Genomic DNA, 26,152 nt, shown 5'->3' with positions numbered 1-26,152 from the left:
CCGGCGGGGTTCCTTCTTTTGCTTTGCCATTGCCCGTCCCCGGGGTGCCCGTCAACAGGCCGCTGGAACGGCGCAGGTGCTAAATTTGGGGGGATGTCACCCGAAGAGCTCTCCGTGGATACCCCACACGATGCTGTGCCGCCGCCGGCCGTCTCCATCGTGATTCCGGCGTACAACGAGGAAAGCGTCATTCGGCAGTGCCTGATCGCCGCCGTCTACCAGTCGGTCCCGGCGCACGAGATCATCGTGGTCGACAACATGTCCAAGGACCGCACCGCCGAAATCGTCCGGCAGATGCAGCTGGAATACCCGGAAAGTCCGATCATCCTGCTCAGCCAGGACCGAGACCAGGGCCTCATCCCGACCCGGAACTTCGGCCTGGACCACGCCACCGGCGATGTCCTGGGCCGCATCGATGCGGACTCGGTGCTGGAACCGGACTGGGTGGAGCAGGTGCAGGCGGCCTTCGCGGATCAGTCCGTACACGCCGCTACCGGCCCGGTGGTGTATTACGACATGCCGATGCGCCGCTTCGGCCTCAAGGCTGACGACAAAATGCGCCAGCTGATGCTGAAGCTCGCGAAGCACCAGTACCACTTCCTCTTTGGCTCCAACATGGCCCTGCGGCGTTCCGCGTGGGAGGCGATCCGGCTGGAGACTTGCCGGGATGAGAAGGACGAGATGCATGAGGACATCGACCTGTCCCTGCATCTGGCCGACCACGAACTCCGGATCCAGTACTGGCCGCAAATGGTGTCGGGGATGTCGGCACGCCGGCTGGAGGACTCGCCCCGTGACTACCGGTACTACGTCACGCGCTTCGACCGCACCTACAAGGCGCACAATGTGAAGAAAATGGCTCTGAAGGCCCCCATGGTGGTCTTCTTCTCGGTGTACTTCCCGGCGAAACTGCTGCGGGCCATCCACACCGTTAACACGGCCCAGCCGGCACGCCGCGGCGGCCAGTAGGCCCGGCGGCCGCCGCCGTCGTCAGTCCGTTCCCAGCTCCGCCAGACGCGCGGCACTGCGCCGCACAGCACGGGAGCGCCGCTGGCCCATCACGACGACGACGAGGCCCACCAGGATCATCCCCAGCCCGGCATAGGTTCCCGCCGGCAGGGTCTCGCCCAGGAAGGCCGCCGCCAGCAGAGCTGCCCCCGGGATTTCCAGCAGGATGATCATCGACACCAGCAGCGGACTCATCGTGGCGAGCAGATGGTTGAACGCGGTGTGCCCCACCAGTTGCGCGCAGACGGTGATGGCCAGGATGCCCAGCCAGCCGGTCGCGTCGAAGCCCGCCAGCGGCTGCCGGCTGGCCAGCGCCAGGACCGCCACGACGGCGGCGCACATGCCGTAGCAGAGCGTGGTGTACACGCCGGTCCCCATGGTCTGGCGAGCCTTGCCGCCGGCCAGCGTATAGATGCCCGCCAGCACGCCCCCGGCAACCGCCAGCAGATCCCCGACCAGCGCCTGCGGGGAGCTGCCCATGTCAAAGCCGGTAATGGCCACGACGCCGCCGAAGGCCAGTCCCAGCCCCGCCAGGACCTGCCAGCGGTGCCGGACCCCGCGGAAGAGCTGGAAAACGGCGATCCAGCCCGACTGCAGGCAGACCAGCGCCGTCGCGGCGGCCACCGAGGTCAACTGCAGGGACGTGATGAAGCAGGCAAAGTGCAGTGCCAGCGCGACCGCCGCGGCCAGGGACCAGCGGAATTCGCTGCCGGTGACGCGGCCAAACTGGCGGGGCTGGCGCACCAGCACGGGACCGGCCATGACGGCCGCTCCAATCGCGTTGCGCCAGAACGCAATGGCGAGGGCGCTGACCGAGGTGGCGCCCAGGGTGGCGGCGATCAACGGGCCGGAGGAGGCAACGCCCAGCACGCCGAGGGCCGCGAGGAAGAAGTTCACGCTCCAACAGTAGTGTGCCGGCGCGGGCGTCCCGGTTCCGCCCCGGTCCGTTACCGACCGCGGATCCAACGCAAAAGGTCCCGGCCAGCGTTTCCGCTGACCGGGACCTTTTCCTATGGTGGAGGCACGGGGACTCGAACCCCGAACCCCCTGCTTGCAAAGCAGGTGCGCTACCAATTGCGCCATGCCCCCATAAGAAGCAACCCGTCAATCATACCCCGCTGGCGGAGAGCCGTTTCCAGCTTTCCTGCCGGGGTTCCGGGCTAATCAACCGTGTCGGTCGACTCGCTCCAGACTGCCTTCCGGGCTTCGGATTCCTGCACTTTCCTGTAGACCAGGACGCTTGCGATCGTAGCTGCAACAACCAGCAACTTCTTCACGTGCACCCCGTTCCGGTCCAGTTTCACGTGGACCTTTACAAGAACCAGTACAGGTTCCGTGGGCGTACCAGGACTTGAACCTGGGACCTCTTCGTTATCAGCGAAGCGCTCTAACCGCCTGAGCTATACGCCCCGATGCCTCATCGGGCCGAGATATGACTTTACAGCACATCCCGGCCCGATCTCAAATCGAGGCAATTCCCCGGAGGATATCCGGGAATTCAACGGGTTTTAGTCGTCCGTGAGGGTGACGCCGATGCCGCCCACGAGGGTGGCCGCAATGTTGTACAGCACCGCGGAAAGCATCGAGAGTGCGGTCAGCAGCACCACGTTGATCACCGCGATGATCACCGCGAAGGAGGCGACCTGGCCGAGGGAGGCGACCTTCTTCAGTTCGAAGCCGCCGCTTTCGGAGCCGGCCAGGGTGCCCAGCAGGCCATCGACCTGGTCGAAAATGCCGGTCAGGTCCAGGACGGTCCACAGCACAATCGCGGCGACGACGGTCACAATGCCCAGCGCCACCGAGAGCAGGAACGCCATCTTGAGCACGGACCAGGGATCAACCTTGCTGATCAGCAGGCGCGCACGGCGGACCTTTGCCTTCGGTGCCGGCTTGACCAGGCCGGGCGCACCCTGCGCCGGGCGCTGGCCGGGAGCTTCCGGGCGCTGGCCGGGGACGGCGGGGCGCTGGCCCGCACCGGCCGGACGCGGGCCCGTCCCGGAGGGGCGCTGACCGGAGCCGGCCACCCCCGGGCGCTGCTGCGGCCGCGACGGTGCGTTCACCCGCGGGGCAGCAGCCGGCTGCCGCATCCCGCCGGGACCGCTGCTCGACTTGGGATATGAGTCGGAATTACTCACGCGTTACCTCCGGTGTTGTCTTCGTCCAGCTCGGCACTGCCTGATGACTCATCTGACTCCGGGGCCGGTACTGATTCTGTCTCTGCGGACCCCTCGGGTGATCCGTTTTCTCCAGCCAACGTTACGTCATCCTGCCCGCTGGCCGGACTTTCAGCACCTTCTTCGAGGGCAGTTTCGTCGGTTTCCAGGCCGCGTTCGCTGTTCCGGGCCACCGCGATGATGCGGTCGTTCTTGTCCGGCTTGGCGAAAATCACGCCCATGGTGTCGCGGCCCTTGGCGGGCACCCCGGTCACGGAGGAGCGCACCACCTTGCCGCCTTCCATGACCACCAGGACTTCGTCTTCCTCGTTGACGATCAGGGCACCGACGAGGTGGCCGCGTTCTTCCTGGTACTTGCCGACCTTGATGCCAAGGCCGCCACGGCCTTGGAGGCGGTATTCCTCCACGGCCGTCCGCTTCGCGAAGCCGCCTTCGGTGACGATGAAGACAAACGAGCCGTCCTGCACCACGTCGGCCGCCAGCAGTTCGTCGTCCTCGCGGAACTTCATCCCGGTCACACCGGACGTGGCACGGCCCATGGGACGCAGGGCCTCGTCCGTTGCGGTGAAGCGGATCGACTGGCCCTTGCGGGACACCAGCATCAGGTCGTCGGTTTCGGAGACCAGCTGGGCGGAAACAAGCTCGTCGCCGTCGCGCAGGTTGATGGCGATGACGCCGGCGGAGCGGTTGGTGTCGTAGTCCTCGAGCCGCGTCTTTTTGACCAGGCCGCGCTTGGTGGCGAGCACCAGGTACGGGGCGTGCTGGTAGTCGCGCAGATCCAGCACCTGGGCGATGTGTTCGTCCGGCTGGAAGGCCAGCAGGTTCGCGACGTGCTGGCCCTTGGCGTCGCGGGCGGCTTCCACCAGTTCGTAGGCCTTGGCGCGGTAGACCCGGCCGAGGTTGGTGAAGAACAGCAGCCAGTGGTGAGTGGTGGTCACAAAGAAGTGTTCGACGACGTCGTCCCCGCGCAGCTGGGCACCCTTGATGCCCTTACCGCCGCGCTGCTGGGACCGGTAGTTGTCGCTGCGGGTGCGCTTGACGTAGCCGCCGCGGGTGATGGTGACGACCATTTCCTCTTCGGGGATCAGGTCCTCCATCGACATATCGCCGTCGAAGCCCATCAGGACCTTGGTCTTGCGGTCGTCTCCGTGCTTGGCCACGATCTCGGCCAGCTCGGTGCTGATGATCTCGCGCTGGCGCTCCTCCGAGGCGAGGATCGCGTTGTACTCGGCGATCAGGGCCTCGAGTTCGGAGTGGCGGTCCTGGATCTTCTGGCGTTCCAGGGCGGCGAGCCGGCGCAACTGCATGTCCAGGATGGCCCGGGCCTGCAGTTCATCGATGTCCAGCAGCTCCATCAGCCCGTCGCGGGCCGCTTCGGTGGTGGTGGACGCCCGGATCAGGGCGATGACCTCGTCGAGCGCGTCCAGCGCCTTGAGGAGGGCGCGCAGGATGTGGGCTTCCTCCTCCGCCTTGCGCAGGCGGTACCGGGTGCGCCGGGCAATGACGTCCATCTGGTGCGTGACCCAGTGCCGGATGAACGCATCGAGGCTGAGCGTGCGCGGCACGCCGTCGACGATCGCCAGCATGTTCGCCGCGAAGTTGTCCTGCAGCTGGGTGTGCTTGTAGAGGTTGTTCAGCACCACCTTGGCCACGGCGTCGCGCTTGAGTACGATCACGAGGCGCTGGCCGGTGCGGCCCGAGGTTTCATCGCGGAGATCGGCGATGCCGGAAATTTTGCCGTCCTTGACCAGCTCGGCGATCTTGATCGCCAGGTTGTCCGGGTTGGCCTGGTACGGCAGCTCGGTGACCACCAGGCAGGTGCGGCCCTGGAGTTCCTCGACGTTGACGACGGCGCGCATGGTGATCGAGCCGCGGCCGGTGCGGTACGCGTCTTCGATGCCTTTGTGGCCCAGGATGGTGGCGCCGGTCGGAAAGTCGGGGCCCTTGATCCGCTGGATCAGCTCTTCGAGCAGCTCCTCCCGGCTGGCGGTCGGGTTGGCCAGGTACCACTGCACCCCGTCGGCAACTTCCCGGAGGTTGTGCGGCGGAATGTTGGTTGCCATGCCGACGGCGATGCCGGAGGAACCGTTCACGAGGAGGTTCGGGAACCGCGCCGGCAGGATGGTGGGTTCCTGGTTCTTGCCGTCGTAGTTGTCCTGGAAGTCGACGGTTTCCTCGTCGATGTCCCGGACCATTTCCATGGCCAGCGGGGCCATCTTGGTCTCGGTGTACCGGGGTGCTGCCGCGCCGTCGTTGCCGGGGGAACCGAAGTTGCCCTGGCCGAGGGCCAGCGGGTAGCGCATGGTCCAGTCCTGGATCAGGCGGACCAGGGCATCGTAGATCGCGGTGTCGCCGTGCGGGTGGTACTGGCCCATGACCTCGCCCACCACGCGGGCGCATTTGTTAAACGAACGGTCCGGGCGGTAGCCGCCGTCGAACATCGCGTACAGCACGCGGCGGTGGACTGGTTTGAGACCGTCGCGGACGTCCGGCAGGGCGCGGCCGACGATCACGGCCATGGCGTAGTCCAGGTAGGAGCGCTGCATCTCGGTCTGCAGGTCAACCTGTTCGACCCGGTCGGTCAGCACAGCGGTGTCAAGAACGGTGCCTTCGAGTACGGATTCCGCACCGGACTCGGCGGGGACCTCGGGTGTTTCGTCACTCATAGTCTATATTTTCCGTTTCAGGTATATATCGGCTCAGGAATATTCAGCGGTGTGCCCGCTAGATATCGAGGAACCGAACGTCCTTGGCGTTCTGCTGAATGAAGTTTCGGCGGGACTCGACGTCCTCGCCCATCAGGACGGAGAAGGTTTGGTCGGCCGCCAGGGCGTCGTCCATAGTGACCTGCAGGAGGGTGCGGTGCTCCGGATCCATGGTGGTGTCCCAGAGTTCCGTGTAGTCCATCTCGCCGAGTCCCTTGTAGCGCTGGATCCCGTTGTCCTTGGGGATGCGGCGGCCGGCCGCCTGGCCGGAGACCAGCTTCGCGTCGCGTTCCCTGTCGCTGTACACATAGTCGTGCGGGGCGTTGGACCACTTAATCCGGTACAGCGGCGGCTGCGCCAAGTAGACGTAGCCGTTCTCAATCAACGGGCGCATGTAGCGGAACAACAGCGTCATCAGCAGAGTGGTGATGTGCTGGCCGTCGACGTCGGCATCAGCCATCAGGACGATCTTGTGGTACCGAAGCTTGGCCAGGTCGAAGTCCTCGCCGATGCCGGTGCCGAAGGCGGTGATCATGGACTGGACTTCGGCGTTGCCGAGGGCCTTGTCCAGCCGGGCACGCTCGACGTTCAGGATCTTGCCGCGCAGCGGCAGGATGGCCTGGGTCTCGGGGTTCCGACCGCGCTTGGCCGAACCGCCGGCCGAGTCCCCCTCCACGATGTAGACCTCGCACTTCTGCGGGTCCTTGGAGGAGCAGTCGGACAGCTTGCCGGGCATACCGAAGGATTCCAGCGGGCTCTTGCGGCGGGCATTGTCGCGGGCCTTACGCGCTGCCATGCGGGCCTGGGCCGCGGAGATGGCCTTGCGGATCACGTCGCGGGCGGGGCCGGGGTTGCGTTCCAGCCAGTCGCCCAGCCCGTCAGTGACAACGCGCTGCACGAAGCCCTTCACCTCGGAGTTGCCAAGCTTGGTCTTGGTCTGGCCCTCGAACTGCGGCTCGGCGAGCTTGACCGAGATCACCGCGGTCAAACCTTCACGGATATCGTCGCCGGTGAGGTTGTCGTCCTTTTCCTTGATGATGCTCTTCTCCCGCGCGTAGCGGTTGATGAGCGAGGTCATCGCGGCGCGGAAACCCTCTTCGTGGGTTCCGCCTTCATGGGTGTTGATGGTGTTGGCGTAGGTGTGGACACTCTCGGAGTATGCGTTGGTCCACTGCATCGCCATTTCCAGGGCAATGTGCCGTTCGGTGTCCTCGGTTTCGAAAGCAATGACGTCCTCGTGCACGACGTCGACCTTCTTGCCGGAGTTCAGGTGCTTGACATAGTCCAGCAGGCCGTCGTCGTACTGGTACACCACGGTGTGGAACTCCGCGGGGACTTCGCCCTCGGTTTCGACGACGTCGAGGTCCAGGTCCCCGTCCTCGGCCGGTTCCTCGGCGGCGCGGCGCTCGTCGGTCAGGGTGATGCGCAGGCCCTTGTTCAGGAACGCCATCTGCTGGAACCGGGCACGCAGGGTTTCGAAATCGAATTCCGTGGTCTCGAAGATGCTGGCGTCCGGGTAGAACGTCTGGGTGGTTCCGGTGTCGGAAGTTTCCTCACCCTTGACCAGGCTGCCCTGCGGCTTGCCGCCGTCGGCGAAAGACATCCGCCAGACGTGGCCCTGCCGGCGGACTTCGGTGTCAACGCGGCTGGAGAGCGCATTCACCACCGAAATACCGACGCCGTGCAAGCCGCCGGACACGGCGTAGCCGCCGCCGCCGAACTTTCCGCCGGCGTGCAGGATGGTCATAACAACTTCCACCGTCGGCTTGTGCTCGGTGGGGTGCATGTCCACGGGAATGCCGCGGCCGTTATCGACCACTTTGACGCCGCCGTCGGCCTGCAGGACGATTTCGATGTGGGTGCAGTACCCGGCCAGCGCTTCATCAACGGAGTTGTCCACGACCTCGTAGACCAAGTGGTGCAGGCCGCGGGGTCCGGTGGAACCGATGTACATGCCGGGGCGTTTCCGGACAGCTTCCAGGCCCTCGAGCACCGTGATGTCGCTGGCACCGTATTCACGGGGCTTCACCGTCTCCGCGGGGGTATCCGCCGAAGCGCCTTCCGCCACTGGGTCCGCCGCCGGAAAATCTGTATTGTCGTTAGCCACAGGCGCTTTCGACTCCTCTATGTTCGTTGAAGGCCGGCCGTCGCCGCCTCCGCAGAGGAACGGTTACCGCCAACAGGCACGTCACTGGTGGCCCCGGCTGCATCGATTGCGCGAGCCTATTTCCGCACACAAAAATGCGTCGGAAACGGACTCAGTCGACGTTTCACCGGCGCCCAGTTATCTACCACGATTCTACCGTGTTATAGGGTGATATCCCGCATTCCGGAGGCCTAAACGCCAGGCAAAATGCCGCTGGGAGGCCGTTGATTCCGCCTGCACGGCCCCCGGGGTGCTCCGGCTGGGTTCCTATACGCCTCCGGGGCGTTGGAGCGCCCTACACGGCGCTTGCGGATTTTTCAATAGTTTTGGAAGAAGTGCTTCATACCCCGCGGGACCGGACCGGACCGGCGGGCTATCCGTAGGTGTCGCGCGGGCCCCGGCCGTTGACCGTCCGCGACCCCTTGCGCCAGCTTGGCGCAGCGGGACCGAGGACCTGGATACTCGTTACGACGCCGTCGCCCAGTTCCACCCGGAATTTCTCCAGCAGGCTCAGACTGAGCAGGCGCAGCTGGGTGGCCCAGGCCGTCGAATCGCAGCGGACGTGCAGGGTGGTGTCGGTGAAGCTCTCCGGGGTGCAGTGCGCGGAGATTTCCGGACCCACCAGGGCGGGCCACTGCGCCATCACGGATCCGACCGCCACCGGCGAACTCCAGCCCCGTTCGGCCACCAGCCGTCCCACCACTTTGCCCAGCCCCAGCGGGTCCCGTCCGGTGCCGTGGAACTGGCTGAAGCCGCGGGTGCCGGCACCGCGGGCGGGTTTTTGGCTGCCGCTGCCCGGACGCGGCGGCGCCTTGCGGCGGATTTCGCCGCGCGCCGCCGCAGCATCGCGCATCCGGTTCAGGGCAGCCTGGGCAGCGTCAATATCATCCGGGTCACGGCCCGGCTGCAGGCCGCCGTCGGTGTCCTTATTCATCGATCGACCGGCTCATCGATTCCTCCCGGAATGACCTTCACCCGCCGTCCGGCGAGTTCCGCAGGGATGTCATCTTCGACGGCGGCGGTCACCAGGACCTGTTCCGCGCCGGACACTATTGCCGCCAGTTTACGCCGCCGCTGGACGTCGAGCTCGGCAAAAACGTCGTCCAGGATCAGGATCGGGGCGGACCCGCCGGTACGGGCATCGTCGAGCATTACGTAGTACGAGGCGAGCCGCAGGGACAGGCACATGGACCAGGTTTCCCCGTGCGAGGCGTACCCCTTCGCGGGGGCCTGGCCCAGGACCAGTTCCAGTTCGTCGCGGTGCGGGCCCACTAGGGAGATTCCGCGCTCCAGCTCCTTGCGGCGCGAGGCCGCGAAAGCCTGGACATAACGATCCGTGAGGTCCTCGACGCTCAGCTGCCGGAGATCCTCAGTCCCGGCGGCCGCGGTGCCGCCCGCGGCGGCGGGCGCCTCGCCGTCGTCGTCAAACATCCCCTGCAGCGTGGAACGGTAGACCGCCCCGGCTTCCTTGGAGCCGTCGGTGAGCTGGGCGTAGGCGTTTTTGAGGTGTGGCTGCAGCAGTTCCACCAGTTCCAGCCGCGCATGCAGCAGTTCCGCGCCGGCCCGGGCCATGTGCTGGTCCCAAACATCAAGGGTCGCCTCATGGCCGGCGGTGAATTTGCCGGTCCGGCCGGATTTCAGCAGCGCATTGCGTTGCTTGAGCACCCGGTCGTAGTCGCTGCGGGTGGCAGCATGCCGCGGCATCAGGCTGACCAGCAGCTCATCCAGGAAGCGCCGCCGGTTGGATGGATCGCCCTTGACCAGGGCGAGGTCCTCGGGGGCAAAAAGCACCGTCTGGCAGATCCCCAGGATGTCCCTGGCACGGACCGGGTTGCTGCGGTTGATGCGGGCACGGTTGGCGCGGCCGCCGTTGATTTCGAGTTCCAGCACGGTGGGTTGGCCGGCGCGGACCAGTTTGGCCCGGATCATCGCCCGCTCGGTGCCGAATCGCAGCAGCGGTGCGTCGTTGCTGACCCGGTGTGAGCTGAGCGTGGCGAGGTAACCGATCGCTTCCATCAGGTTGGTCTTGCCGATGCCGTTGGAGCCCACCAGCACCGTGACGCCGGGTTCCAGGCTGAGGTCCACCTGGGCGTAACTGCGGAAATCCGTCAGCGAAAGTTGTTCTAGGTACACGCCGGTTTCAGGATTCCAGGGGCTACTTGGCCGGCCGAGTGGCGTGTCCGCCGAATTGGTTGCGCAAAGCCGAAACCATCTTCATGGCCGGCGAGCTGTCCTCACGGGAGGAGAAGCGTGCGAACAGCGCCGCGGTGATGGCCGGGGCCGGGACCGCATTGGCGATCGCTTCCTCCACGGTCCAGCGTCCCTCACCGGAGTCCTCGACATAGTCGTCAATGGACGCCAGCCCCGGATCCTCGTCCAGGGCCTTGACCATGAGGTCCAGCAGCCAGGAGCGGACTACGGTGCCCTTCTGCCAGGCCCGGAACGTGCCCGGCAGGTCGGTCACAATGTCCTTCGCGGCGAGGAGCTCATAGCCTTCCGCGTAGGCCTGCATCAGGCCGTATTCAATCCCGTTGTGCACCATCTTGGCGTAGTGTCCGGCGCCGACGCCGCCGACGTGGACGAAGCTGTCCGCGCGGTCGCCTTCCGGCCGGAGCGCGTCGAAGACCGGGAGGGCGCGTTCGATGTCAGCGGAGTCGCCGCCGGCCATCAGTCCGTAGCCGTTCTGGAGGCCCCAGACACCCCCGGAGACACCGCAGTCGAGGAAGCGAATGCCTTTTTCGGCCAGCGCAGCCGCGTGCTTTTGGTCCTCAGTGAAACGGGAGTTCCCGCCGTCGACCACCAGGTCGCCGGCGTCGAGCTTGTTGCCAAGGTCAGTGATGACGGCGTCGGTGATCTCGCCGGCCGGGACCATCACCCAGATCAGGCGGGGCGCCGGCAGGGCGGCGATCAGCTCGTCGACGCTGGCGACGTCGGTGATCTCCGGGTTGCGGTCGAATCCGGTGACCTGGATTCCGCCGTTGCGCAGCCGTTCGCGCATGTTGAAACCCATTTTGCCAAGGCCGATCAGTCCGATGTGCACGTAATGAACTCTTTCTGCATTGGGTGTCGGTTGTCGTTTTGGGGCCCAGAACGACAACAACTGCCTGGGCCCACGCCGCCAGGGTTCCCTGGCCGAGCTTGCGAGGCGAGGGTGGCGGTAGGGACTAGTTGGGCAGGCGGACGGGCATGACCAGGTAGCGGTAGTCGTCCTGGTCATCGCCGTCGGCGTCCTGCTGGGCGGTGATCATCGCCGGCTTCGGCGCCGTGGTGAAGGAGAACCGTACGAACTTGGTCTCGATGACGCTCAGGCCTTCGATCAGGTAGTGCGGGTTGAACGCGACGGTGATGTCCTCGCCGGTCAGCTGGGCTTCGAGCTCTTCCGAAGCCTGGGCGTCCTCTCCGGTTCCGGCGTCGAGGTGCAGCTGGCCCTGGGTGAAGGCGAGTCGCACCGGGGTGTTGCGTTCGGCTACAAGCGAGACGCGGCGGACGGCTTCGACCAGTTCCTGGGTCTGCACGGTGGCGTGGATCGGCGTGGAATCCGGGAACAGCGAGCGGATCTTTGGGTAGTCCCCATCGACCAGGAGCGACGTCGTGGTGCGGCCGCCGCTTTCAAAACCGATCAGTCGGCTGTCGTCGTCGGCGAGGGCGAGGTTGATGTCACCGCTGCCGCCGAGGGTTTTGGCGACCTCGTTGAGCGTTTTGGCTTTCACCAGCGCGCTCGTGGAGATGCCCGGGGTTGCCGGCTTCCACGGTACTTCGCGCATGGCGAGGCGGTAGCGGTCGGTGGCCAGCAGGGTGATGAGATCGTCCTCGATCTCCATCCGGACACCCGTCAGGATGGGCAGCGTGTCGTCCTTGCTGGCAGCGATGATCACCTGGGACACGGCCTGGGCGAAGGAGTCGCCCGGAACGGTGCCGCTGATCGGGGGCAATGCCGGCAGCGGCGGGTATTCCGCTTCGGGCATGGTGGCCAGGTGGAAGCTGCTTCGGCGGCAGGTCAGGGTCACCTTGTTGCCGTCGGTTTCGATCTCCACCGGGGCGGAGGGCAGGCTGCGGCAAATGTCGGCGAGCAGGCGGCCGGAAACCAGGATGGTGCCTTCGGTGGTGATGTCTGCAGGAATTTCCAGGCGGGCCGACGTCTCGTAGTCAAAGCTCGAGAGGCTGACGGTGCCGGCTTCTGCCTTGAGGAGCAGGCCGGAAAGCACGGGAACAGGCGGCCGCGGAGACAACGACCGGGCGGTCCAGGTCACGGCTTCGGCCAGGACGTCCCGTTCGACTCTGAACTTCACGGAAGGGTGCCGCCTTTCATTGCTGCTGACAAAAGCTAAAACTCACAGGGCCATGGCGGTGCCGGACGCACTGCCGGTTCCGCCAAAAAGGTAAGTGCATTCATCCCAGGTGTCCTGGCCACCGGTCCCCGGCGCAGGGGTCGGAATCACAAAACATGTCCGGGACGGACGCACTGCAGACAGCTTAGCCCCAAGATCCGAGTTCTCCCATCCCCGGGTTACACCCATGTGGTTCCAGACGGGGTTCCGCTGCCTCGGTTCAGCAGGGTCCGGGGCGGCCGGGGGTGGGTCGGCAAGAAACTGTTGTTTGAGGGAATTTCATTTTCTTGGGATTAGTAGTGTTAATAACTGCTGTGGAAACTGTGGATAACTCGGTCTGGCCGTGCGGTTCCGGGGTTAAGCCCTGTTCATGGACTGTGGGTGGAGCAGGTTTTAAACAGGGTGTGGATGGGGACAACTTTTCTGGCCGTTTGGCCGATCCACAGGCGCCTTAAGGGTTTTAAGCCCATTAACCGCGGTTGTCCCCTTAACTATCCACAGGGTTGTCCACAGCCCCCTGTTAATAAGGTAAGAGTGCGCGGCGGCGAGCCTCAGGAATTGCGCTGCTGCTGCTTGATCCGGTTGGTCAGCTCGGTGACCTGGTTGTAGATCACGCGGCGTTCGGCCATCAGCTCGCGGATCTTCCGGTCCGCGTGGATCACCGTGGTGTGGTCGCGGCCGCCGAGCTCCTGGCCGATCTTGGGCAGCGACATGTCGGTGAGCTCCCGGCACAGGTACATCGCGATCTGTCGGGCGGTGACCAGGGTCCTGGTGCGGGACTTGCTGCAGAGTTCTTCCATGCTGAGCTTGAAGTAGTCGGCAGTCTGGGTGAGGATCTGCGCCGAGGTGATCTCCTGGGCGCCGTCGTCCGTGATCAGGTCCTTGAGCACCATCTCGGCCAGTGCCACGTCTACCGGCTGCCGGTTTAGGCTCGCGAACGCCGTGACGCGGATGAGCGCGCCTTCGAGTTCGCGGATGTTGCTGGAGATTTTCGAAGCGATGTACTCCAAGGCATCGTCCGGGGCGGAAAGACCCTCACTCAGCGCCTTCTTGCGGAGGATCGCGATGCGGGTTTCCAGTTCCGGCGGCTGGATGTCGGTGAGCAGGCCCCACTCGAAGCGGGACTTCATCCGGTCCTCGAAGCCGGCGAGCAGCTTGGGCGGCTGGTCGGAGGTGATGACGACCTGCTTGTTGTTGTTGTGCAGGGCGTTGAAGGTGTGAAAGAACTCCTCCAGCGTGCGGTCCTTGCCTGCCAGGAATTGGATGTCGTCGATCAGCAAGACGTCCACGTTGCGGTACGTGGTCTTGAAGCTGGTGCCTTCATCGTCGCGGATCGAGTTGATGAAGTCGTTGGTGAATTCCTCGGAGTTCACGTAGCGGACCCGGATGCCGCTGTAGAGCCGGCGGGCGTAATGGCCGATCGCGTGCAGCAGGTGGGTTTTGCCCAGCCCGGAGTCGCCGTAGATGAACAACGGGTTGTAGGCCTTGGCGGGCGCTTCGGCGACGGCGACGGCGGCCGCGTGTGCAAAGCGGTTGGAGGAACCGATCACGAAGGTGTCGAAGACATACTTCGGGTTCAGCCGGCCAAATTCATGGGACGTGCTCGGCAGCATCGGCTGCGGCTTCAGCTCCACCAATGGATCGGCAACCAGGGAAAGTTCAGCGGTGGGTTCCGTTTCGACGTGAAGCGGCACCAGGTCGGTGTCGACGTCGATCGCGCAGCGGATCTCGTCCGAGAAGACATCCCGCAAGGCGTCGTCGAGGGCTTCCTTGACCTGCGTCTGGAGCACCTCACGGGTGAGTTCATTGGGTACGGCGACCAGCAGGGTGGAGCCGATGAGGCCCTGGGCTTGGGCGAGGATCACGAAGCCGCGCTGCCGGGGTGTCACCCGGTGGTCGTTCTCGAGAAGGCTGACCACCCGCCGCCAGGAACTTCCGACGGTGTTCGCGTGGTTGGCTTCGTCTACCGTCATCAATCAATTCCTCAAACCTTGCTTGCCTGCGTTTCCTGCAGCCACAAGACCGAACCAGACTGCTGGTCCCGCCATAATCCACAGGGTTGTGCACAGTCCGTGGATAATCGGCTACTGGGACACTCTAGGGGATCAAAAGCCTAGAAGATAGCTGGGATCAGCCCTGTGGATAATTACACGGGTGTGGTTCGAAATCGGGGCACGTGACGCACTTCATCCACACGCAGGCGGCCCGGTTAACCACAGCTGGGGACAAGCGGCGGGACAGCCCCCGGTTTGACTCTGGGGGCGTTTTTCCCCTAACGTTGTGAAGTCCTTTGTGTCCGCTTTTCGCCTCATTGAATCTCTCCCCGACGCCTGCGTCTTGCGAGTCGAGGGAGGCGGCACATACAAAACTTAGCGTCGGCCAGTTCTTCCCCTTTTTTGATCGGGTGGGCGCACCTTTGATCCACTGGAGTAACTAACGTGAGCAAGCGGACTTTTCAGCCGAATAACCGCCGTCGAGCCAAGAAGCACGGCTTCCGCCTTCGTATGCGTACCCGTGCCGGCCGTGCCATCCTGGCAGCCCGTCGTGGCAAGGGCCGCACCGAGCTGTCGGCCTAAAATAACTGACTCGTCGGTCACCATCCCTATGCGAGTTGAACGGTGCTAGCCACCCGGAACCGTCTGAGGACCCCTACCGATTTTTCAACAACTGTACGTTCCGGCGTCCGCAATGGACGCCGGAACTTAGTGTTATATACGGCAGCTCTCGCTGCCGATGAACCAAGCCGGATCGGTTTCATCGTTTCCAAGAGTGTTGGGAACGCTGTTGTCAGGAACCTCGTTAAGAGGAGACTAAGAGAAGCCGGCGCCTTGTCGCTGCAGAAATATCCCAGCGGGTTCGCTATCGTGGTCCGGGCACTGCCCGCCGCGGCAGCTGCCGGCTGGGATGATCTGTTGGGCGACTATGGTGCTGCTTTGGAGGCAACCATGAAACGGTTGGGCAGCCGCCTTCCACAGGCCGCTTCTACAGTTTCTTACGAGACAACAAAGGAAGGGACCCCGCGTGCGTAACTCAACTGCCGCCGTCGTCCCTGTTCCTGACTCCCGCCACAAGGTCGCCGCAACCTGGCTGGGCCGGGCGATTTGGAACCTGCCCCGCAACGTCCTGATCGTGTTACTGATGGCGTACCGCAAAGTGGTTTCCCCGCTGTACGGACAGGTCTGCCGCTTTTTCCCCAGCTGCTCGGCATACGCGCTGGAGGCCGTCACGGTGCACGGCGCCGTTAAGGGCAGCTGGCTCGCAGCCCGGCGCCTCGCGCGCTGCCACCCATGGAATTCCGGCGGTGTGGACCATGTCCCCGCCGGGCACCGGGAGTGGCCCGAAGGCCACACCCCCAGAATTGTTGTACTGAACAACCCGGACAAGTACCTGGCTGCTCAGTCTGATGGAGAAGGCCGCTCGGCGGCCTGACGAATAGGGATATCGTATGGACTTCTTTGAAACAATCATGTTTCCGTTCAAGTGGCTGGTTTCCATCATCATGGTGGGCTTCCACGATGGACTGAGCGCCATCGGCCTCCCGGCCGCCAACGGCTGGACGTGGACGCTGTCCATCATCGGGCTGGTGCTGGTCATTCGTGCCGCACTGATTCCCGTGTTCGTCAAGCAGATCAAGGCGCAGCGCGGCATGCAGCTGCTGCAGCCGGATCTGAAGAAGCTTCAGGACAAGTACAAAGGCAAGACCGACCAGCTCTCCCGCCAGGCCATGGCGCAGGAACAGATGGCCATGTACAAGAAGCACGGCACCAACCCGTTCTCGGCCTGCCTGCCGATGCTGATCCAGATGCCGTTCTTCTTCGCCCTCTTCCAGGTGCTCTCGGGTATCAGTAACGCCAAGACCACCGGTAAGGGCATCGGGGCCCTGAGCCACGACCAGGTGGTGCAGTTCGACGAGTCCAGCATCTTCGGCGCCCCGCTGTCGGCGTCCCTGCTCCACGGCGGCGGCGGCAACCAGATGGCGGTCTGGATACTCTCGATCGTGATGATCCTGGCGATGACGGCCTCGCAGTTCATCACCCAGAAGCAGATCATGGCCAAGAACATGTCCGAAGAGGCCATGGCGAGCCCGTTCATGAAGCAGCAGAAGATGATGCTGTACATCCTGCCGCTCGTCTTTGGTATCGGCGGTATCAACTTCCCCATCGGTGTCCTGATCTACTGGACCACCACGAACCTTTGGACCATGGGCCAGCAGTTCTTTGTCATCCGCCGGATGCCGACGCCGGGATCCCCGGCCGCGAAGGCCCTCGCCGAGCGCCGTGCTGCCAAGGGAATGCCTTCCCTGCCTCTGATGGGCGCCAAGAAGGCCGACGCCGAGGCTGAAGCGGCTGCCGCTGCGGCCGCCGTCGCCGCCGCGAAGAGCCAGCGTGTCCAGCCCCAGCGCAAGAACAGGAAGAGGAAGTAATGTCTGCCGAGAGCACCGAACACGCTATTTCCGCCGAGACGCCCGTCGAGGACGACTTCCAGGACAGTGTCCAGGAGGACGGCGTCGGCGAGGCCGAGGACGCCGGCGCGGGCTCCGCGAAGGGTACGTCGGCGAGCCGGCTGGAGGAAGAGGGCGACGTCGCCGCGGACTACCTCGAGGAACTGCTCGACATCGCCGACATCGACGGTGACATCGACATCGAGGTGCGCAACGGCCGCACCTACATCTCCATCGTTGCCGAGGAGGAGGGCTCCGGCCTGGAGAACCTTGTGGGCCGCGACGGCGAGGTACTCGAAGCCCTCCAGGAGCTGACCCGCCTCGCAGTGCTCTCCGCCACGGAGAACCGCTCCCGCCTGGTGCTGGACATCGACGGCTACCGGGCAGACCGGGCCGGTGACCTGCAACAGATCGCCGAAGACGCGATCGCCTCGGTCAAGGAGACCGGCGCGGCGGTGGCGCTGGCCCCCATGAGCGCCTATGAACGCAAGATTGTGCACGACGCCGTGGCCGATCTCGGGTTTGTCAGCGAATCCGAAGGCGAAGGCGCCGACCGCCACATTGTTGTCTCCGCAGACTGATCCGCAGGGTAGCTTGATGGTGGAGATTAACGCGGCCGAATTGAAGGCCGCAGAGGCTATTTTTGGTGACCGGCTGGAGCTGGCGAAGCGTTACGTTGAGCATCTGGCCACCTCCGGCACGGAACGGGGCCTGATCGGCCCCCGCGAAGTGCCGCGTCTGTGGAGCCGGCATGTGCTCAACTGCGCAGTCATTGAACGTGAGATTGCCCCGGGAAGCCACGTCGCCGACGTCGGCAGCGGGGCCGGGCTCCCGGGACTTTGCCTCGCCATCGCGCGGCCGGACCTGGAACTGACCCTGATTGAACCGCTTGAGCGTCGGGTGATCTGGCTCCAGGAAGTGGTTGATGACCTGGGCCTGGAGAATGTCACCGTGATGCGGACCCGGGCGGAACTGGCTGTCGGACAGGTGAGTGCCGACGTCGTCACCGCGCGCGCCGTATCCGCCCTTTCCAACCTGGCCGGACTGACCATTCCGCTGCTTGGTGGTAAAGGCGAGGTTGTCGCTATCAAGGGGCGCAGCGCCGGCGAGGAAATCGAGAAGGCCGCCAAGGTGATCCGAAAGCTGGGCGGCGTGGAGACCTCCGTCGTTGTCGTCGGTGAGGACCTCCTCGAGGAACCCACAACAGTAGTTCGAATCGTTGTGAACAAGCCTCGAAAGATTGCGTAGCACCAGCCCGGTGCCCTCGGTCTTACAGGGTAAGAGGTTAGGCTAGTAACCGGCAGTAAGAGCCGAATGAGAGCGAGAGTATCAAGTGAGCAGTAGCGAAGCCTCCACACAACGGATTCCGCCGTTTGTGTCCCTGGGGTCCGCACGGGCCTTTTCCGCGCCCGCCCTCGCTCACAATTCTTCCGCCAAGCAAACCGGATCGGTTGCAGGAGCCCCGGTGGTTGCCAGCGTTTCACGTGAAACCTCAGGCTCATCGGTGGCCAACGTCCTGGACTCGATTGACGACTCCAGCCCGATTGCCCGCGAACTGGCACACGAAAACAAGCGCCGGGAACGCCTGCTGGGCCGTGAATTGCCGAAGCCGGAGAAGACCCGCATCTTCACCGTCTCGAACCAGAAGGGCGGGGTGGGTAAAACCACCACCACGGTCAACATTGCCGCGGCCCTCGCTGCCGCCGGCCTCAACGTGCTGGTGATCGACATCGATCCGCAGGGCAACGCCTCAACCGCACTGGGTATAGAACACCACGCCGACGTCGACAGCATCTACGACGTCCTCATCAATGACGTGCCGCTGCAGGACGTTGTGGCACCCTGCCCGGATATCGCTAAGCTGATCTGCGCCCCGGCCACGATCCACCTGGCCGGCGCCGAGATCGAGCTGGTCAGCTTGGTTGCCCGCGAGCAGCGGCTCCGGCGTGCCATCGACGTCTACGCCAAGGAACGCGCCAAGAACGGCGAGGAACGGCTTGACTACATCTTCATCGACTGCCCGCCGAGCCTGGGACTCCTGACCGTCAACGCTTTCTGCGCGGCCAGTGAGGTCCTGATCCCGATCCAGTGCGAATACTATGCACTGGAAGGGTTGAGCCAGCTGCTCAAGAACATTGAAATGATCCAGAAGCATCTCAATGCCGATCTGGTGGTCTCCACGATCCTGCTGACGATGTACGACGGACGAACCAACCTCGCCGCCCAGGTGGCCGCAGAGGTTCGTGAACACTTTCCGGAGCAGGTCCTCGGAGCTGTGGTTCCCCGCTCGGTGCGCATTTCGGAGGCCCCGAGCTACCAACAGACCGTGATGACCTACGACCCTTCCTCCAGCGGCGCTCTTTCCTATTTGGAAGCCGCAGCGGAAATTGCTGAACGTTAGAATCTTCTCAACAATTGCACTAGCCAGAGCCACGGTCTGCCGGGCTCTTCCACCGGAGGGATTTATCCATGAGCGATAAGCGACGCGGCCTCGGCCGTGGACTTGGCGCGCTGATTCCAAGTTCCGCCTCGGCTAACGCCTCCGGAAACGGTTCCGCGCCGTCCCGGCCCGTGGATCTGTTCTTCCCGGAAGCCAAGAAGCGAAGCTCCGATGCGGTGCTGACGGAAGACCTCACCGAAACGACGGAAGCCCAGGAAGCCCCGGCAGAGAAGACGACGGCGTCTTCCGCACCGGAAGCGCTCTCGGGCACCGCAGCTCCAGACCCGGGTGCCGAGCCGGCAGCTCCGGCCAGGACTGCGGCCAAGAGTTCAGCCGCCAAGGAGACGGGTCCGGCGGCCTCTGCCGGCGCTGCCGCCAAGAAGGCACCCGCCCGCAAGACACCCACAGCCACAACCGGTACACAGGACACGGACGACGCCGACGCACACACCGCGGCCCCGGCCGACCTCGCTGCCGCGGATAACGGGGTGGACCTGGTTGAGGTTCCGGGCGTCCGTTTTGCGGAAATCGCGGTGTCGGACATTCACCCCAACCGCAAGCAGCCGCGTTCAGTCTTCGATGAGGACGACATGGCAGAGCTTGTGCACTCGGTTCGTGAAATCGGCGTCCTCCAGCCAATTGTTGTGCGAACTTCAACCGAAGAAGGTGGCGAGCCGTATGAGCTTGTCATGGGCGAACGTCGCTGGCGTGCAGTGCAAGCTGCCGGCCTGGAGACAATCCCCGCAATTGTCCGCGATACCACCGATGATGACCTGCTTCGCGATGCGCTGCTGGAGAACCTCCACCGCAGCCAGCTGAACCCGCTCGAAGAAGCTGCGGCGTACCAGCAGCTGTTGGAGGACTTCGGGACCACGCACGAGCAGCTTGCCGATCGTATCGGTCGATCGCGGCCCCAGGTGTCGAATACTCTTCGGCTGCTCAAGCTGCCGCCGCTGGTGCAGCGTCGGGTCGGCGCCGGCGTTATTTCGGCCGGGCACGCGCGCGCCCTTCTGGCCCTCCCCGACGCAGCAGCGATGGAGCGCCTCGCGCAGAAGATCGTGGCTGAGGGCATGTCGGTCCGCGCCACCGAAGAAGCTGTAACGCTCTACCAGAGCCCGGCAGCTCCGACGAAGAACAACATTCCGCGTCCGGGTGCACGCCACGAACGGCTGGATTACCTGGCTTCGTCCCTGTCGGACCGCCTGGACACTAACGTGAAGATTTCGTTGGGTGCCCGCAAGGGACGCGTCAGCATCGAATTCGCCAGCGTGGAGGACCTTAATCGCATTATGGAAGTCCTCACGCCGGGAAATCCCAGCTAAAAGACTCCTTGCTTCGTCAAACGGGCTCTGTTTCACGTGAAACAGAGCCCGTTTTTTTGTGCTCTGAAGCCCGCAAATGCGCGAAAAGGTGCGTTGGTTCAGCCGGGCCGGTTCCGCCGTTGTCGGCTCGGTCTATATGGGGACCGGCCGCTGGCGATGCCGCTCTCTGACGAAGCATGCGGCCAACGGCACTGCGCGGCCGGTGATCTGCGGCCTGTGGGTCACGCATCTTGATTGAGGGGTACCACAGCCCTGGAGGGGCCTCTCGACGCTCTTTGCGGAGCCTGTGGGCGCTGCGGAGGCAGTCTAGACTTATGAACCAGCCGGACCCCAGCGTGGCTCTCGGTGCTCTTTGCGGGGCCTGTGAACGCCGAGGAGGCAGTCTAGGCTGTATGAGGGCTAGACGAATCTCGATGTGGCTTCTACCAAGGCATGGACCCGTAGACCCGTAGACCCGTAGGCCCGTAGTCTGCCTTGCGCCCGCGTTCCGTGGACAAGTTTCCAAGGTTTGGCGAGATGGGCCGAGGCGCAGTGGCCGAATGCGCTAGGCCGCGTCGGGGACCCTCTGAACGGGCGCCCTTTAAGCACCGTACTCGCCTCCCCCGTCCCTGAGAGCCCCATCTCACTCCATGTTTCACGTGAAACATGGAAGAACTGCCGAATGATCCCGGCGCAGGGGTCCCTGCCCCCGTTTCGGCTGACTGTCTCGCAACCGTCCCGTTCGTTCTACTTGGCCACACCACTGTGCTTGCCCGCGCCGAGGCCTGCATTGACCGGATTCGGCGGGTTGTACAGCTGCACGCACACCGGAGGCAAAATGCGGCGGAGATTGAAGGACCCCCAGGGTGTACCTAAGTACATCTTTTTGCGTCTTCGGGCTTGGACGTGACTGGTCAGCATCCCCGGGGGCTGCTGCGCGCCGCGATGCAGGCCCGTAGGGAACGGCATCTCCCCGTGACCACCGAGACGCCAGTCCGATTCTATGGAGGACGCCCGTTGGCACGTTGTTGGCAATTGTGGGTGAAGCTGCTTCCAACGGCATGACCCGCCGCTAGGTGCTATGGATGATTGAAGCCCGCGCATGGGCTGTCGTGAAGGGCGCTCCTCCCCGTCGATGGCATCCTTCCCAGTATGTTTCACGTGAAACACTGAACTGTACGGTCAATCGGTGCTGTGTCCGCCAGATATTCCTCCCCTATGACAGACTCGAGAAGACCCGTATGGTCACTGCATCGCCCTCGGCAGGCCAGTACGACGCCATACGTGTCAAAAGAGCAGGTGAACTTCTGCCCATCCTCACGCCGCACGGGCCGATGTCAGGATCACCGACGGGTCGCGCGGTCTTCGGCCCATTTCCTTCTCCCGCTCACGCCGGACACTAGCGGAGGACGTTGCAGCGTCGGATTCGGGCTTGAGGCGTGTGCGTTGCGGAGCATGCTGGCGCCACGAGTCGTAATGATCCATGGAGGAAAGGGGTCCGGCGGAAAACGTGGACGGGAGTGAGAGCTGTCGGACACTGGGCGTCTTGCAAGTGCCGCTGGAACCGAGACCATCTGCAGGTGCCGACGTCGGGCAGATTGCTGCCCTGTTGTACGGTCGTGGTGATGCGGCAGACCGGGGACCTCTTTGACGCTGGGGTCGCGCCGCCACCAGACAAACTGTGCAAAGTAGGCCAACAGTCTTCGATGCCGTAGTGGCCGCGCCGCCCCCGTCAGTGCCTCGGTCATGCCCCTAGATCGATGTCGTGGAGTCATCCTGTATTTGGCCCCTCTACGGCTCCTCGGATGGCTATGCCGACTTTCCACAGGGGCATGCCGCGACTCTAAGGCTCCGCTCCCCCGGGGATATCTTTCTGGCAGGTATGCGCCTAGCCGCTCGGTTGGCTATATCTTCCTGCGGCCTCCGCGTTGGTGCACTGCGCAGTTGGGCGAGCGGGTATCGGCTACTGTGCCGCTGGTAGCTCCTCTTCACAGCTCTAGCTGGATGCCAGACACTCGCTGGCTTCTCGGCGGAGGACGCCGCCCGACCCCTGGTCGCAGGCTCCGGGCCCGCGGGCAGGCAGGAGCTAGCCTCTTGGCCCGCAGACGCTGCGTAGCCCTTTGAATTCCATGCGACCCCGCACCCTTTCGGTGAGCTGGCTATCGGTGTTCGCGTGGAACGATTAGAGATGTTGCCCCCTTGGAACCACGAACTGGTGCTTCGGGGACGTTGCTCTGATTCTCCCACCGTGGCGGATTTGGCAGGGTCAGCCAGTGGATATCGCTGTGGATAACTTTGTGGATTACTCTCCGACCCTGGGGGCCCCGACCCGGCTGCGCGGGGGCGAATCGCCGGCTGCTTGGAGGTAGGTTCAGCGAACTGCGGGGGCCCGCCCGGTTTGTTTCACGTGAAACGGTACGGCGTGCGGCAAGCGCAGACGCGAGCACCCGGCTGCGCTTCATAAATCCCCGCGCTGTGGTTAATTTCCGCCGACTTCCTGCTCATTGTGGGAGCAAGTGGCCGCGGGGAGCGAAAGGTGAGCGAGGGTTGTCACTACTGTTTCGGGGACGACCCCTAGGGTGTGCGGTCGTGGCCCGCAGGTCGGTGGAAATTGGCCTGTGGATAGAGATGTGTGTAACCTCGCAGAGGGCTGTGGATAATGTTGTGAATAACTCTTGGGCAAGTCGTGGCTTCACCGCCCGTGAGACCCTTGACGTCGTCGACGAACTGGCCTCCCTTCCTCGCGGGATGGGAACAAAAAATGTGCTGGCGGTGGGCGGCCAACGGTAGTCACTTCCGGGCGAGCAGCTATCCGCTGCATAACCTGGTTGCGCAGTTCATCGCCTGATTGTGCGTTCCCGGCCTGGGAAGAAGTCAGGTTCCCGGCGGGAGCACACGGGCCGCTGCGCTGGGAAGCCGACAACGCCACGGCACAATGAAGTTGCCGTGGACTCCAACGTGCAGACTTGGGACGGTGATTCAGGTGCTGTACCTTCTCCAGACCCCCCGAGGGCCGTCCCCCGCGGGGGCGTCGCTGAAAGCGTGGCCATAGGCTGGAAAGTTGCGCTGGTCCGCTCGAGCCACGGTCCCACACGTCTTGCCTCTGGTGGGAGAGGTAGATCTGACCCATGCAGACGGAGCATCAGGCGCGCCGGCCTCTTTCTGGCTCGTTGGCCCATAGCCGTGGGTCCTGGTCGCCCATCGGGAGAAACTGGGCCTGCTGCCACTGGGAGGAGGCAGACATTCGTTCCCAAGCGGGTGGACTGGCCGCTCTGTTGGGGCTCGGCCGGCAGTTTCACGCTCGTGACAGTCAGGCGGGCGCGGGACAAGGACTCCGGCACGACTGTCATGAGAACGACTGCGTGCCCTGCCTACGAGCCAGCTGGGACCTATTGTGCGCTGCATTGCCTGCCCCAAAGGCGGAGCGGCGACAAATCCAGTCCCTGGACCGTTGGACCTGATGGTTACGGCTCTCGGGGATCCTGCATCGTGTCGTGTGGTATTGCCGTGCTGCATTCTCCTATCCCGCACGGAGTTCCACTGGGACCACGTTCCGGCCCCTTACGAGGAGCTTCCCGGTTGCGGGAGAAATGCGGGTGCGCTCAAGTCGACACGACGCCTTGCGATTCAAAAGGGTCCGGCAGGCATCGAATCCGCTTTGGTGTGTTCGCCCCACGCTCATTGAGTACCTGCCCACCTTCGCTGGGTGCATGTTTCACGTGAAACAAGGTGACTTATGGAAGTGAACATTCGCCTTAATCTTGCGGGTAGCCCGTGGCAATGCCAAGCGGGGACCTTTGGGCACGGACTCTCCTGGAGCGCCAGGGTTGGCGCCCGACCCGCGTGTTCACCCCAACCAGGTCGGCGCAGCAGGTAGCCCTCGGAGCAGGACTCAGGACTGTAGCCCTCCTGCCAGGTGAGGATTCGCGAGTCGGGGACATCGCAATGTGTACCGGACGTCGCTCCGCGAACCAAGTGTTGCATTTGATAGCTGTCGATCGGTACGCGACAGTGACAAACTGCGGCTGCCTGTCGGAGTTCCTGACTTTAGCTGCGGATTAGCCGCAAGCGCTGTCGGGCGGCCGTTTCACGTGAAACATCACCATGTGCATGGGCGAGTTTTGTCACCTACCGCTTGGATGTTCGCCTTCTCCCCGGATCCGCAGGTGTTTTTGTGCCAAAAATAATCGCGTGCGTGGTGAAGGGGCCAAGAAGAATTCCGAGGCCCCGTATCACCCAGCTCTCGCCGGCTCGAGGTGGTACCAGTCAATTGCGGCGATGGCCCAATTCGGACGATGTGTGGTGGACCCTCCAGAAGAGTGGTTGTGGGAACAACAGCTACTAATCACTGATTGCGGAGTGGCCGTGAGGGCCCTGCGACAACACGCAAGCTTTGGGACAGACGCGCCGACATAGCCCAGAGCGCTCGGCGGATAGCGTGCGAATTCGAACTAGTGCACCAATCGCGGCGGACGATTTCGAGACGGCATTGGCTTGAGGTTTCACGTGAAACATTTGCCAGAGATCCTCCGTGTGGAGGCAGCGGGCGTGAGCGTTTTTCAACATACTTGGGGTTGGGAAAGTCTGCGATCCTCTTGGCTGGGCGCGTTGGTCCCGGCTCCCGGGACGAGCCGCCCAGAGACTTTCTCTGTTTCACGTGAAACATCTAACCCACCTGGGCCCGTGTAGCAGCTAGGTGTGATGCCGATATCGAACGGGCGGAACCGGACGCAAGAATTTCGGATTGGCTCCCCCGGCAGCCTCATTGGATGCAGTCCAGCTCGCTGGAGGGGTAACACCGTTCAACCGAGTTCCCCGTCGCGATCGCGCAAAGGTCCAGGCTCTCGGCGCGAGTCTTCCTCCCAACTCCGGGCCTGCAGGCGCACGAGCTAGGACGAGCCTCCTGGTGCGGCCTTAGCCGCCCTGACGTCCTGTTCTGCATCCAGCCGCTGCCAGTCACCTTCCGCCCGACGGCCGGTGTTTCCTAACCCTTTGAGCCCGCAGCCCGCTGACTTCTGCCTACCCGGGTGCACGCAATTCCTTGGGCCTCACTTTGTCCAATTCCAGCAAAATGTGGTGCTTTGATCAAACACTTTCGGTTTCTTCCCGCGCCACCGGGCCCGCTCTGGAAGCACACGGAGCTCTGTATCGGCGGAGTGGGGGCCACCAAAAAGGCGGTGGCCCCCACTCGCGAAGTGGGGGCCACCGCCGGGCAGGCTGACCGACCGACCGACCGGATCAACCGGCCAGCGCGGGAATAGCTTAGGACAGGAAGTCCGCGAATTCCTTTTCGAAGAACTGCTTCGGCCGGGCGCCAATGACGGTGCCCTTCACTTCGCCGCCCTGGAACAGGTAAACGGCGGGGATGGAGGTGATGCCGTACTCGGCAGCGATGGCCGGATTGTCATCAACGTTGACCTTGACGACGTTGACCTTTTCGCCATATTCGACAGAGATCTCGTCGAGGATAGGGCTGAGCTTGCGGCAGGGACCGCACCATTCGGCCCAGAAATCGACGATGACGGGCTTGTCGGCTCCCAGCACGTCGGTGCTGAAGCTGGCGTCTGTTACATCTTTAGCGTTGCTCATAACCTTGTCTCTCTCTTGGG

General features: G+C 63.8%; 20 protein-coding genes and 2 tRNA genes. 9 read left to right on the top strand and 13 right to left on the bottom strand.

All coding sequences use genetic code 11. From position 1 onward, the window contains the following. The first annotated feature begins 93 nt into the window (after positions 1-93). Positions 94-969, top strand: coding sequence for a glycosyltransferase family 2 protein (locus AC1MBE_RS09700; protein WP_479777712.1), 876 nt, complete (start codon positions 94-96; stop codon positions 967-969). A gap of 21 nt (positions 970-990) precedes the next feature. On the opposite strand, the gene AC1MBE_RS09695 is transcribed toward AC1MBE_RS09700, so the two are convergent. The 12 genes from AC1MBE_RS09695 to dnaA all read right to left on the bottom strand — a co-directional run bounded on the left by AC1MBE_RS09695 (position 991) and on the right by dnaA (position 14,334). Next, on the bottom strand, positions 991-1,905 hold the full coding sequence (locus AC1MBE_RS09695) for a DMT family transporter (RefSeq protein WP_479777710.1): 915 nt from the start codon (positions 1,903-1,905) through the stop codon (positions 991-993). A gap of 116 nt (positions 1,906-2,021) precedes the next feature. Then, a tRNA-Ala gene (locus AC1MBE_RS09690) sits at positions 2,022-2,097 on the bottom strand. Between the two features lie 71 nt (positions 2,098-2,168). Continuing rightward, positions 2,169-2,285: a DLW-39 family protein gene (locus AC1MBE_RS09685; RefSeq protein ID WP_346958923.1), complete on the bottom strand. Its 117-nt coding sequence runs from the start codon at positions 2,283-2,285 to the stop codon at positions 2,169-2,171. A gap of 59 nt (positions 2,286-2,344) precedes the next feature. Further along, positions 2,345-2,418 (bottom strand) — tRNA-Ile (locus AC1MBE_RS09680). Between the two features lie 98 nt (positions 2,419-2,516). Then, positions 2,517-3,143, bottom strand: a complete 627-nt coding sequence (locus AC1MBE_RS09675; RefSeq protein ID WP_479777708.1) for a DUF3566 domain-containing protein — start codon at positions 3,141-3,143, stop codon at positions 2,517-2,519. Next, positions 3,140-5,848, bottom strand: coding sequence for a DNA gyrase subunit A (gene gyrA, locus AC1MBE_RS09670; RefSeq protein WP_479777706.1), 2,709 nt, complete (start codon positions 5,846-5,848; stop codon positions 3,140-3,142). The genes AC1MBE_RS09675 and gyrA overlap by 4 nt, the downstream gene beginning before the upstream one ends. A 58-nt stretch (positions 5,849-5,906) precedes the next feature. After that, positions 5,907-7,994 (bottom strand): DNA topoisomerase (ATP-hydrolyzing) subunit B, encoded by a 2,088-nt coding sequence (gene gyrB, locus AC1MBE_RS09665; RefSeq protein WP_479777704.1) that lies wholly within the window; start codon positions 7,992-7,994, stop codon positions 5,907-5,909. 412 nt (positions 7,995-8,406) lie between these two features. Then, on the bottom strand, positions 8,407-8,967 hold the full coding sequence (locus AC1MBE_RS09660) for a DciA family protein (RefSeq protein ID WP_479777702.1): 561 nt from the start codon (positions 8,965-8,967) through the stop codon (positions 8,407-8,409). Beyond that, positions 8,964-10,166, bottom strand: coding sequence for a DNA replication/repair protein RecF (gene recF, locus AC1MBE_RS09655; protein ID WP_479777700.1), 1,203 nt, complete (start codon positions 10,164-10,166; stop codon positions 8,964-8,966). The genes AC1MBE_RS09660 and recF overlap by 4 nt, the downstream gene beginning before the upstream one ends. 22 nt (positions 10,167-10,188) lie before the next feature. Then, on the bottom strand, positions 10,189-11,073 hold the full coding sequence (gene gnd, locus AC1MBE_RS09650; protein WP_479777698.1) for a phosphogluconate dehydrogenase (NAD(+)-dependent, decarboxylating): 885 nt from the start codon (positions 11,071-11,073) through the stop codon (positions 10,189-10,191). A gap of 124 nt (positions 11,074-11,197) precedes the next feature. Beyond that, positions 11,198-12,322, bottom strand: a complete 1,125-nt coding sequence (dnaN, locus tag AC1MBE_RS09645; protein WP_479777696.1) for a DNA polymerase III subunit beta — start codon at positions 12,320-12,322, stop codon at positions 11,198-11,200. A gap of 590 nt (positions 12,323-12,912) precedes the next feature. Then, positions 12,913-14,334, bottom strand: a complete 1,422-nt coding sequence (dnaA, locus tag AC1MBE_RS09640; RefSeq protein ID WP_479777694.1) for a chromosomal replication initiator protein DnaA — start codon at positions 14,332-14,334, stop codon at positions 12,913-12,915. 465 nt (positions 14,335-14,799) lie between these two features. Between dnaA and rpmH the strand changes: the two genes are divergently transcribed. The 8 genes from rpmH to AC1MBE_RS09600 all read left to right on the top strand — a co-directional run bounded on the left by rpmH (position 14,800) and on the right by AC1MBE_RS09600 (position 20,564). After that, positions 14,800-14,937 (top strand): 50S ribosomal protein L34, encoded by a 138-nt coding sequence (rpmH, locus tag AC1MBE_RS09635; protein WP_003800212.1) that lies wholly within the window; start codon positions 14,800-14,802, stop codon positions 14,935-14,937. 42 nt (positions 14,938-14,979) lie between these two features. Beyond that, the gene (gene rnpA / locus AC1MBE_RS09630) at positions 14,980-15,390 is read left to right on the top strand and encodes a ribonuclease P protein component (RefSeq protein WP_479777692.1); all 411 of its coding nucleotides are present in this window, start codon (positions 14,980-14,982) and stop codon (positions 15,388-15,390) included. Further along, positions 15,383-15,790 carry a membrane protein insertion efficiency factor YidD gene (gene yidD, locus AC1MBE_RS09625; protein WP_479777690.1) on the top strand — a complete coding sequence of 136 codons (408 nt, stop codon included), beginning with the start codon at positions 15,383-15,385 and terminating at the stop codon, positions 15,788-15,790. The genes rnpA and yidD overlap by 8 nt, the downstream gene beginning before the upstream one ends. 16 nt (positions 15,791-15,806) lie before the next feature. Next, entirely contained in the window at positions 15,807-16,784 is a 978-nt protein-coding gene (gene yidC, locus AC1MBE_RS09620; RefSeq protein ID WP_479777688.1) for a membrane protein insertase YidC, read from the top strand. Beyond that, on the top strand, positions 16,784-17,383 hold the full coding sequence (locus tag AC1MBE_RS09615; protein ID WP_479777686.1) for a Jag family protein: 600 nt from the start codon (positions 16,784-16,786) through the stop codon (positions 17,381-17,383). Before yidC ends, AC1MBE_RS09615 begins: the two co-directional genes overlap by 1 nt. Positions 17,384-17,399: 16 nt before the next feature. Further along, a complete protein-coding gene (rsmG, locus tag AC1MBE_RS09610; protein ID WP_479777684.1) occupies positions 17,400-18,050 on the top strand; it encodes a 16S rRNA (guanine(527)-N(7))-methyltransferase RsmG in 651 nt (216 codons plus the stop codon). Positions 18,051-18,135: 85 nt separating this feature from the next. After that, the gene (locus tag AC1MBE_RS09605; protein WP_479777682.1) at positions 18,136-19,203 is read left to right on the top strand and encodes a ParA family protein; all 1,068 of its coding nucleotides are present in this window, start codon (positions 18,136-18,138) and stop codon (positions 19,201-19,203) included. Positions 19,204-19,271: 68 nt separating this feature from the next. Then, positions 19,272-20,564, top strand: coding sequence for a ParB/RepB/Spo0J family partition protein (locus AC1MBE_RS09600; protein WP_479777680.1), 1,293 nt, complete (start codon positions 19,272-19,274; stop codon positions 20,562-20,564). Positions 20,565-25,805: 5,241 nt separating this feature from the next. Here the strand turns inward: AC1MBE_RS09600 and trxA are convergent. Further along, positions 25,806-26,132 carry a thioredoxin gene (trxA, locus tag AC1MBE_RS09595; RefSeq protein WP_346958754.1) on the bottom strand — a complete coding sequence of 109 codons (327 nt, stop codon included), beginning with the start codon at positions 26,130-26,132 and terminating at the stop codon, positions 25,806-25,808. Positions 26,133-26,152: the final 20 nt, after the last annotated feature.

Source organism: Arthrobacter sp. BG5, assembly GCF_056680155.1.
The sequence above is the reverse complement of the archived record's forward strand: the minus strand, read 5'-3'. Positions and strand labels throughout refer to the sequence as shown.

Coding starts and splice junctions, on each gene's coding strand:
- AC1MBE_RS09700 (WP_479777712.1), top strand. CDS start 94: ATGTCACCCGAAGAGCTCTCCGTGGATACCCCACACGATGCTGTGCCG.
- gyrA (WP_479777706.1), bottom strand. CDS start 5,848: ATGAGTGACGAAACACCCGAGGTCCCCGCCGAGTCCGGTGCGGAATCC.
- AC1MBE_RS09660 (WP_479777702.1), bottom strand. CDS start 8,967: ATGAATAAGGACACCGACGGCGGCCTGCAGCCGGGCCGTGACCCGGAT.
- dnaA (WP_479777694.1), bottom strand. CDS start 14,334: ATGACGGTAGACGAAGCCAACCACGCGAACACCGTCGGAAGTTCCTGG.
- yidC (WP_479777688.1), top strand. CDS start 15,807: ATGGACTTCTTTGAAACAATCATGTTTCCGTTCAAGTGGCTGGTTTCC.
- AC1MBE_RS09615 (WP_479777686.1), top strand. CDS start 16,784: ATGTCTGCCGAGAGCACCGAACACGCTATTTCCGCCGAGACGCCCGTC.
- rsmG (WP_479777684.1), top strand. CDS start 17,400: ATGGTGGAGATTAACGCGGCCGAATTGAAGGCCGCAGAGGCTATTTTT.
- AC1MBE_RS09600 (WP_479777680.1), top strand. CDS start 19,272: ATGAGCGATAAGCGACGCGGCCTCGGCCGTGGACTTGGCGCGCTGATT.
- trxA (WP_346958754.1), bottom strand. CDS start 26,132: ATGAGCAACGCTAAAGATGTAACAGACGCCAGCTTCAGCACCGACGTG.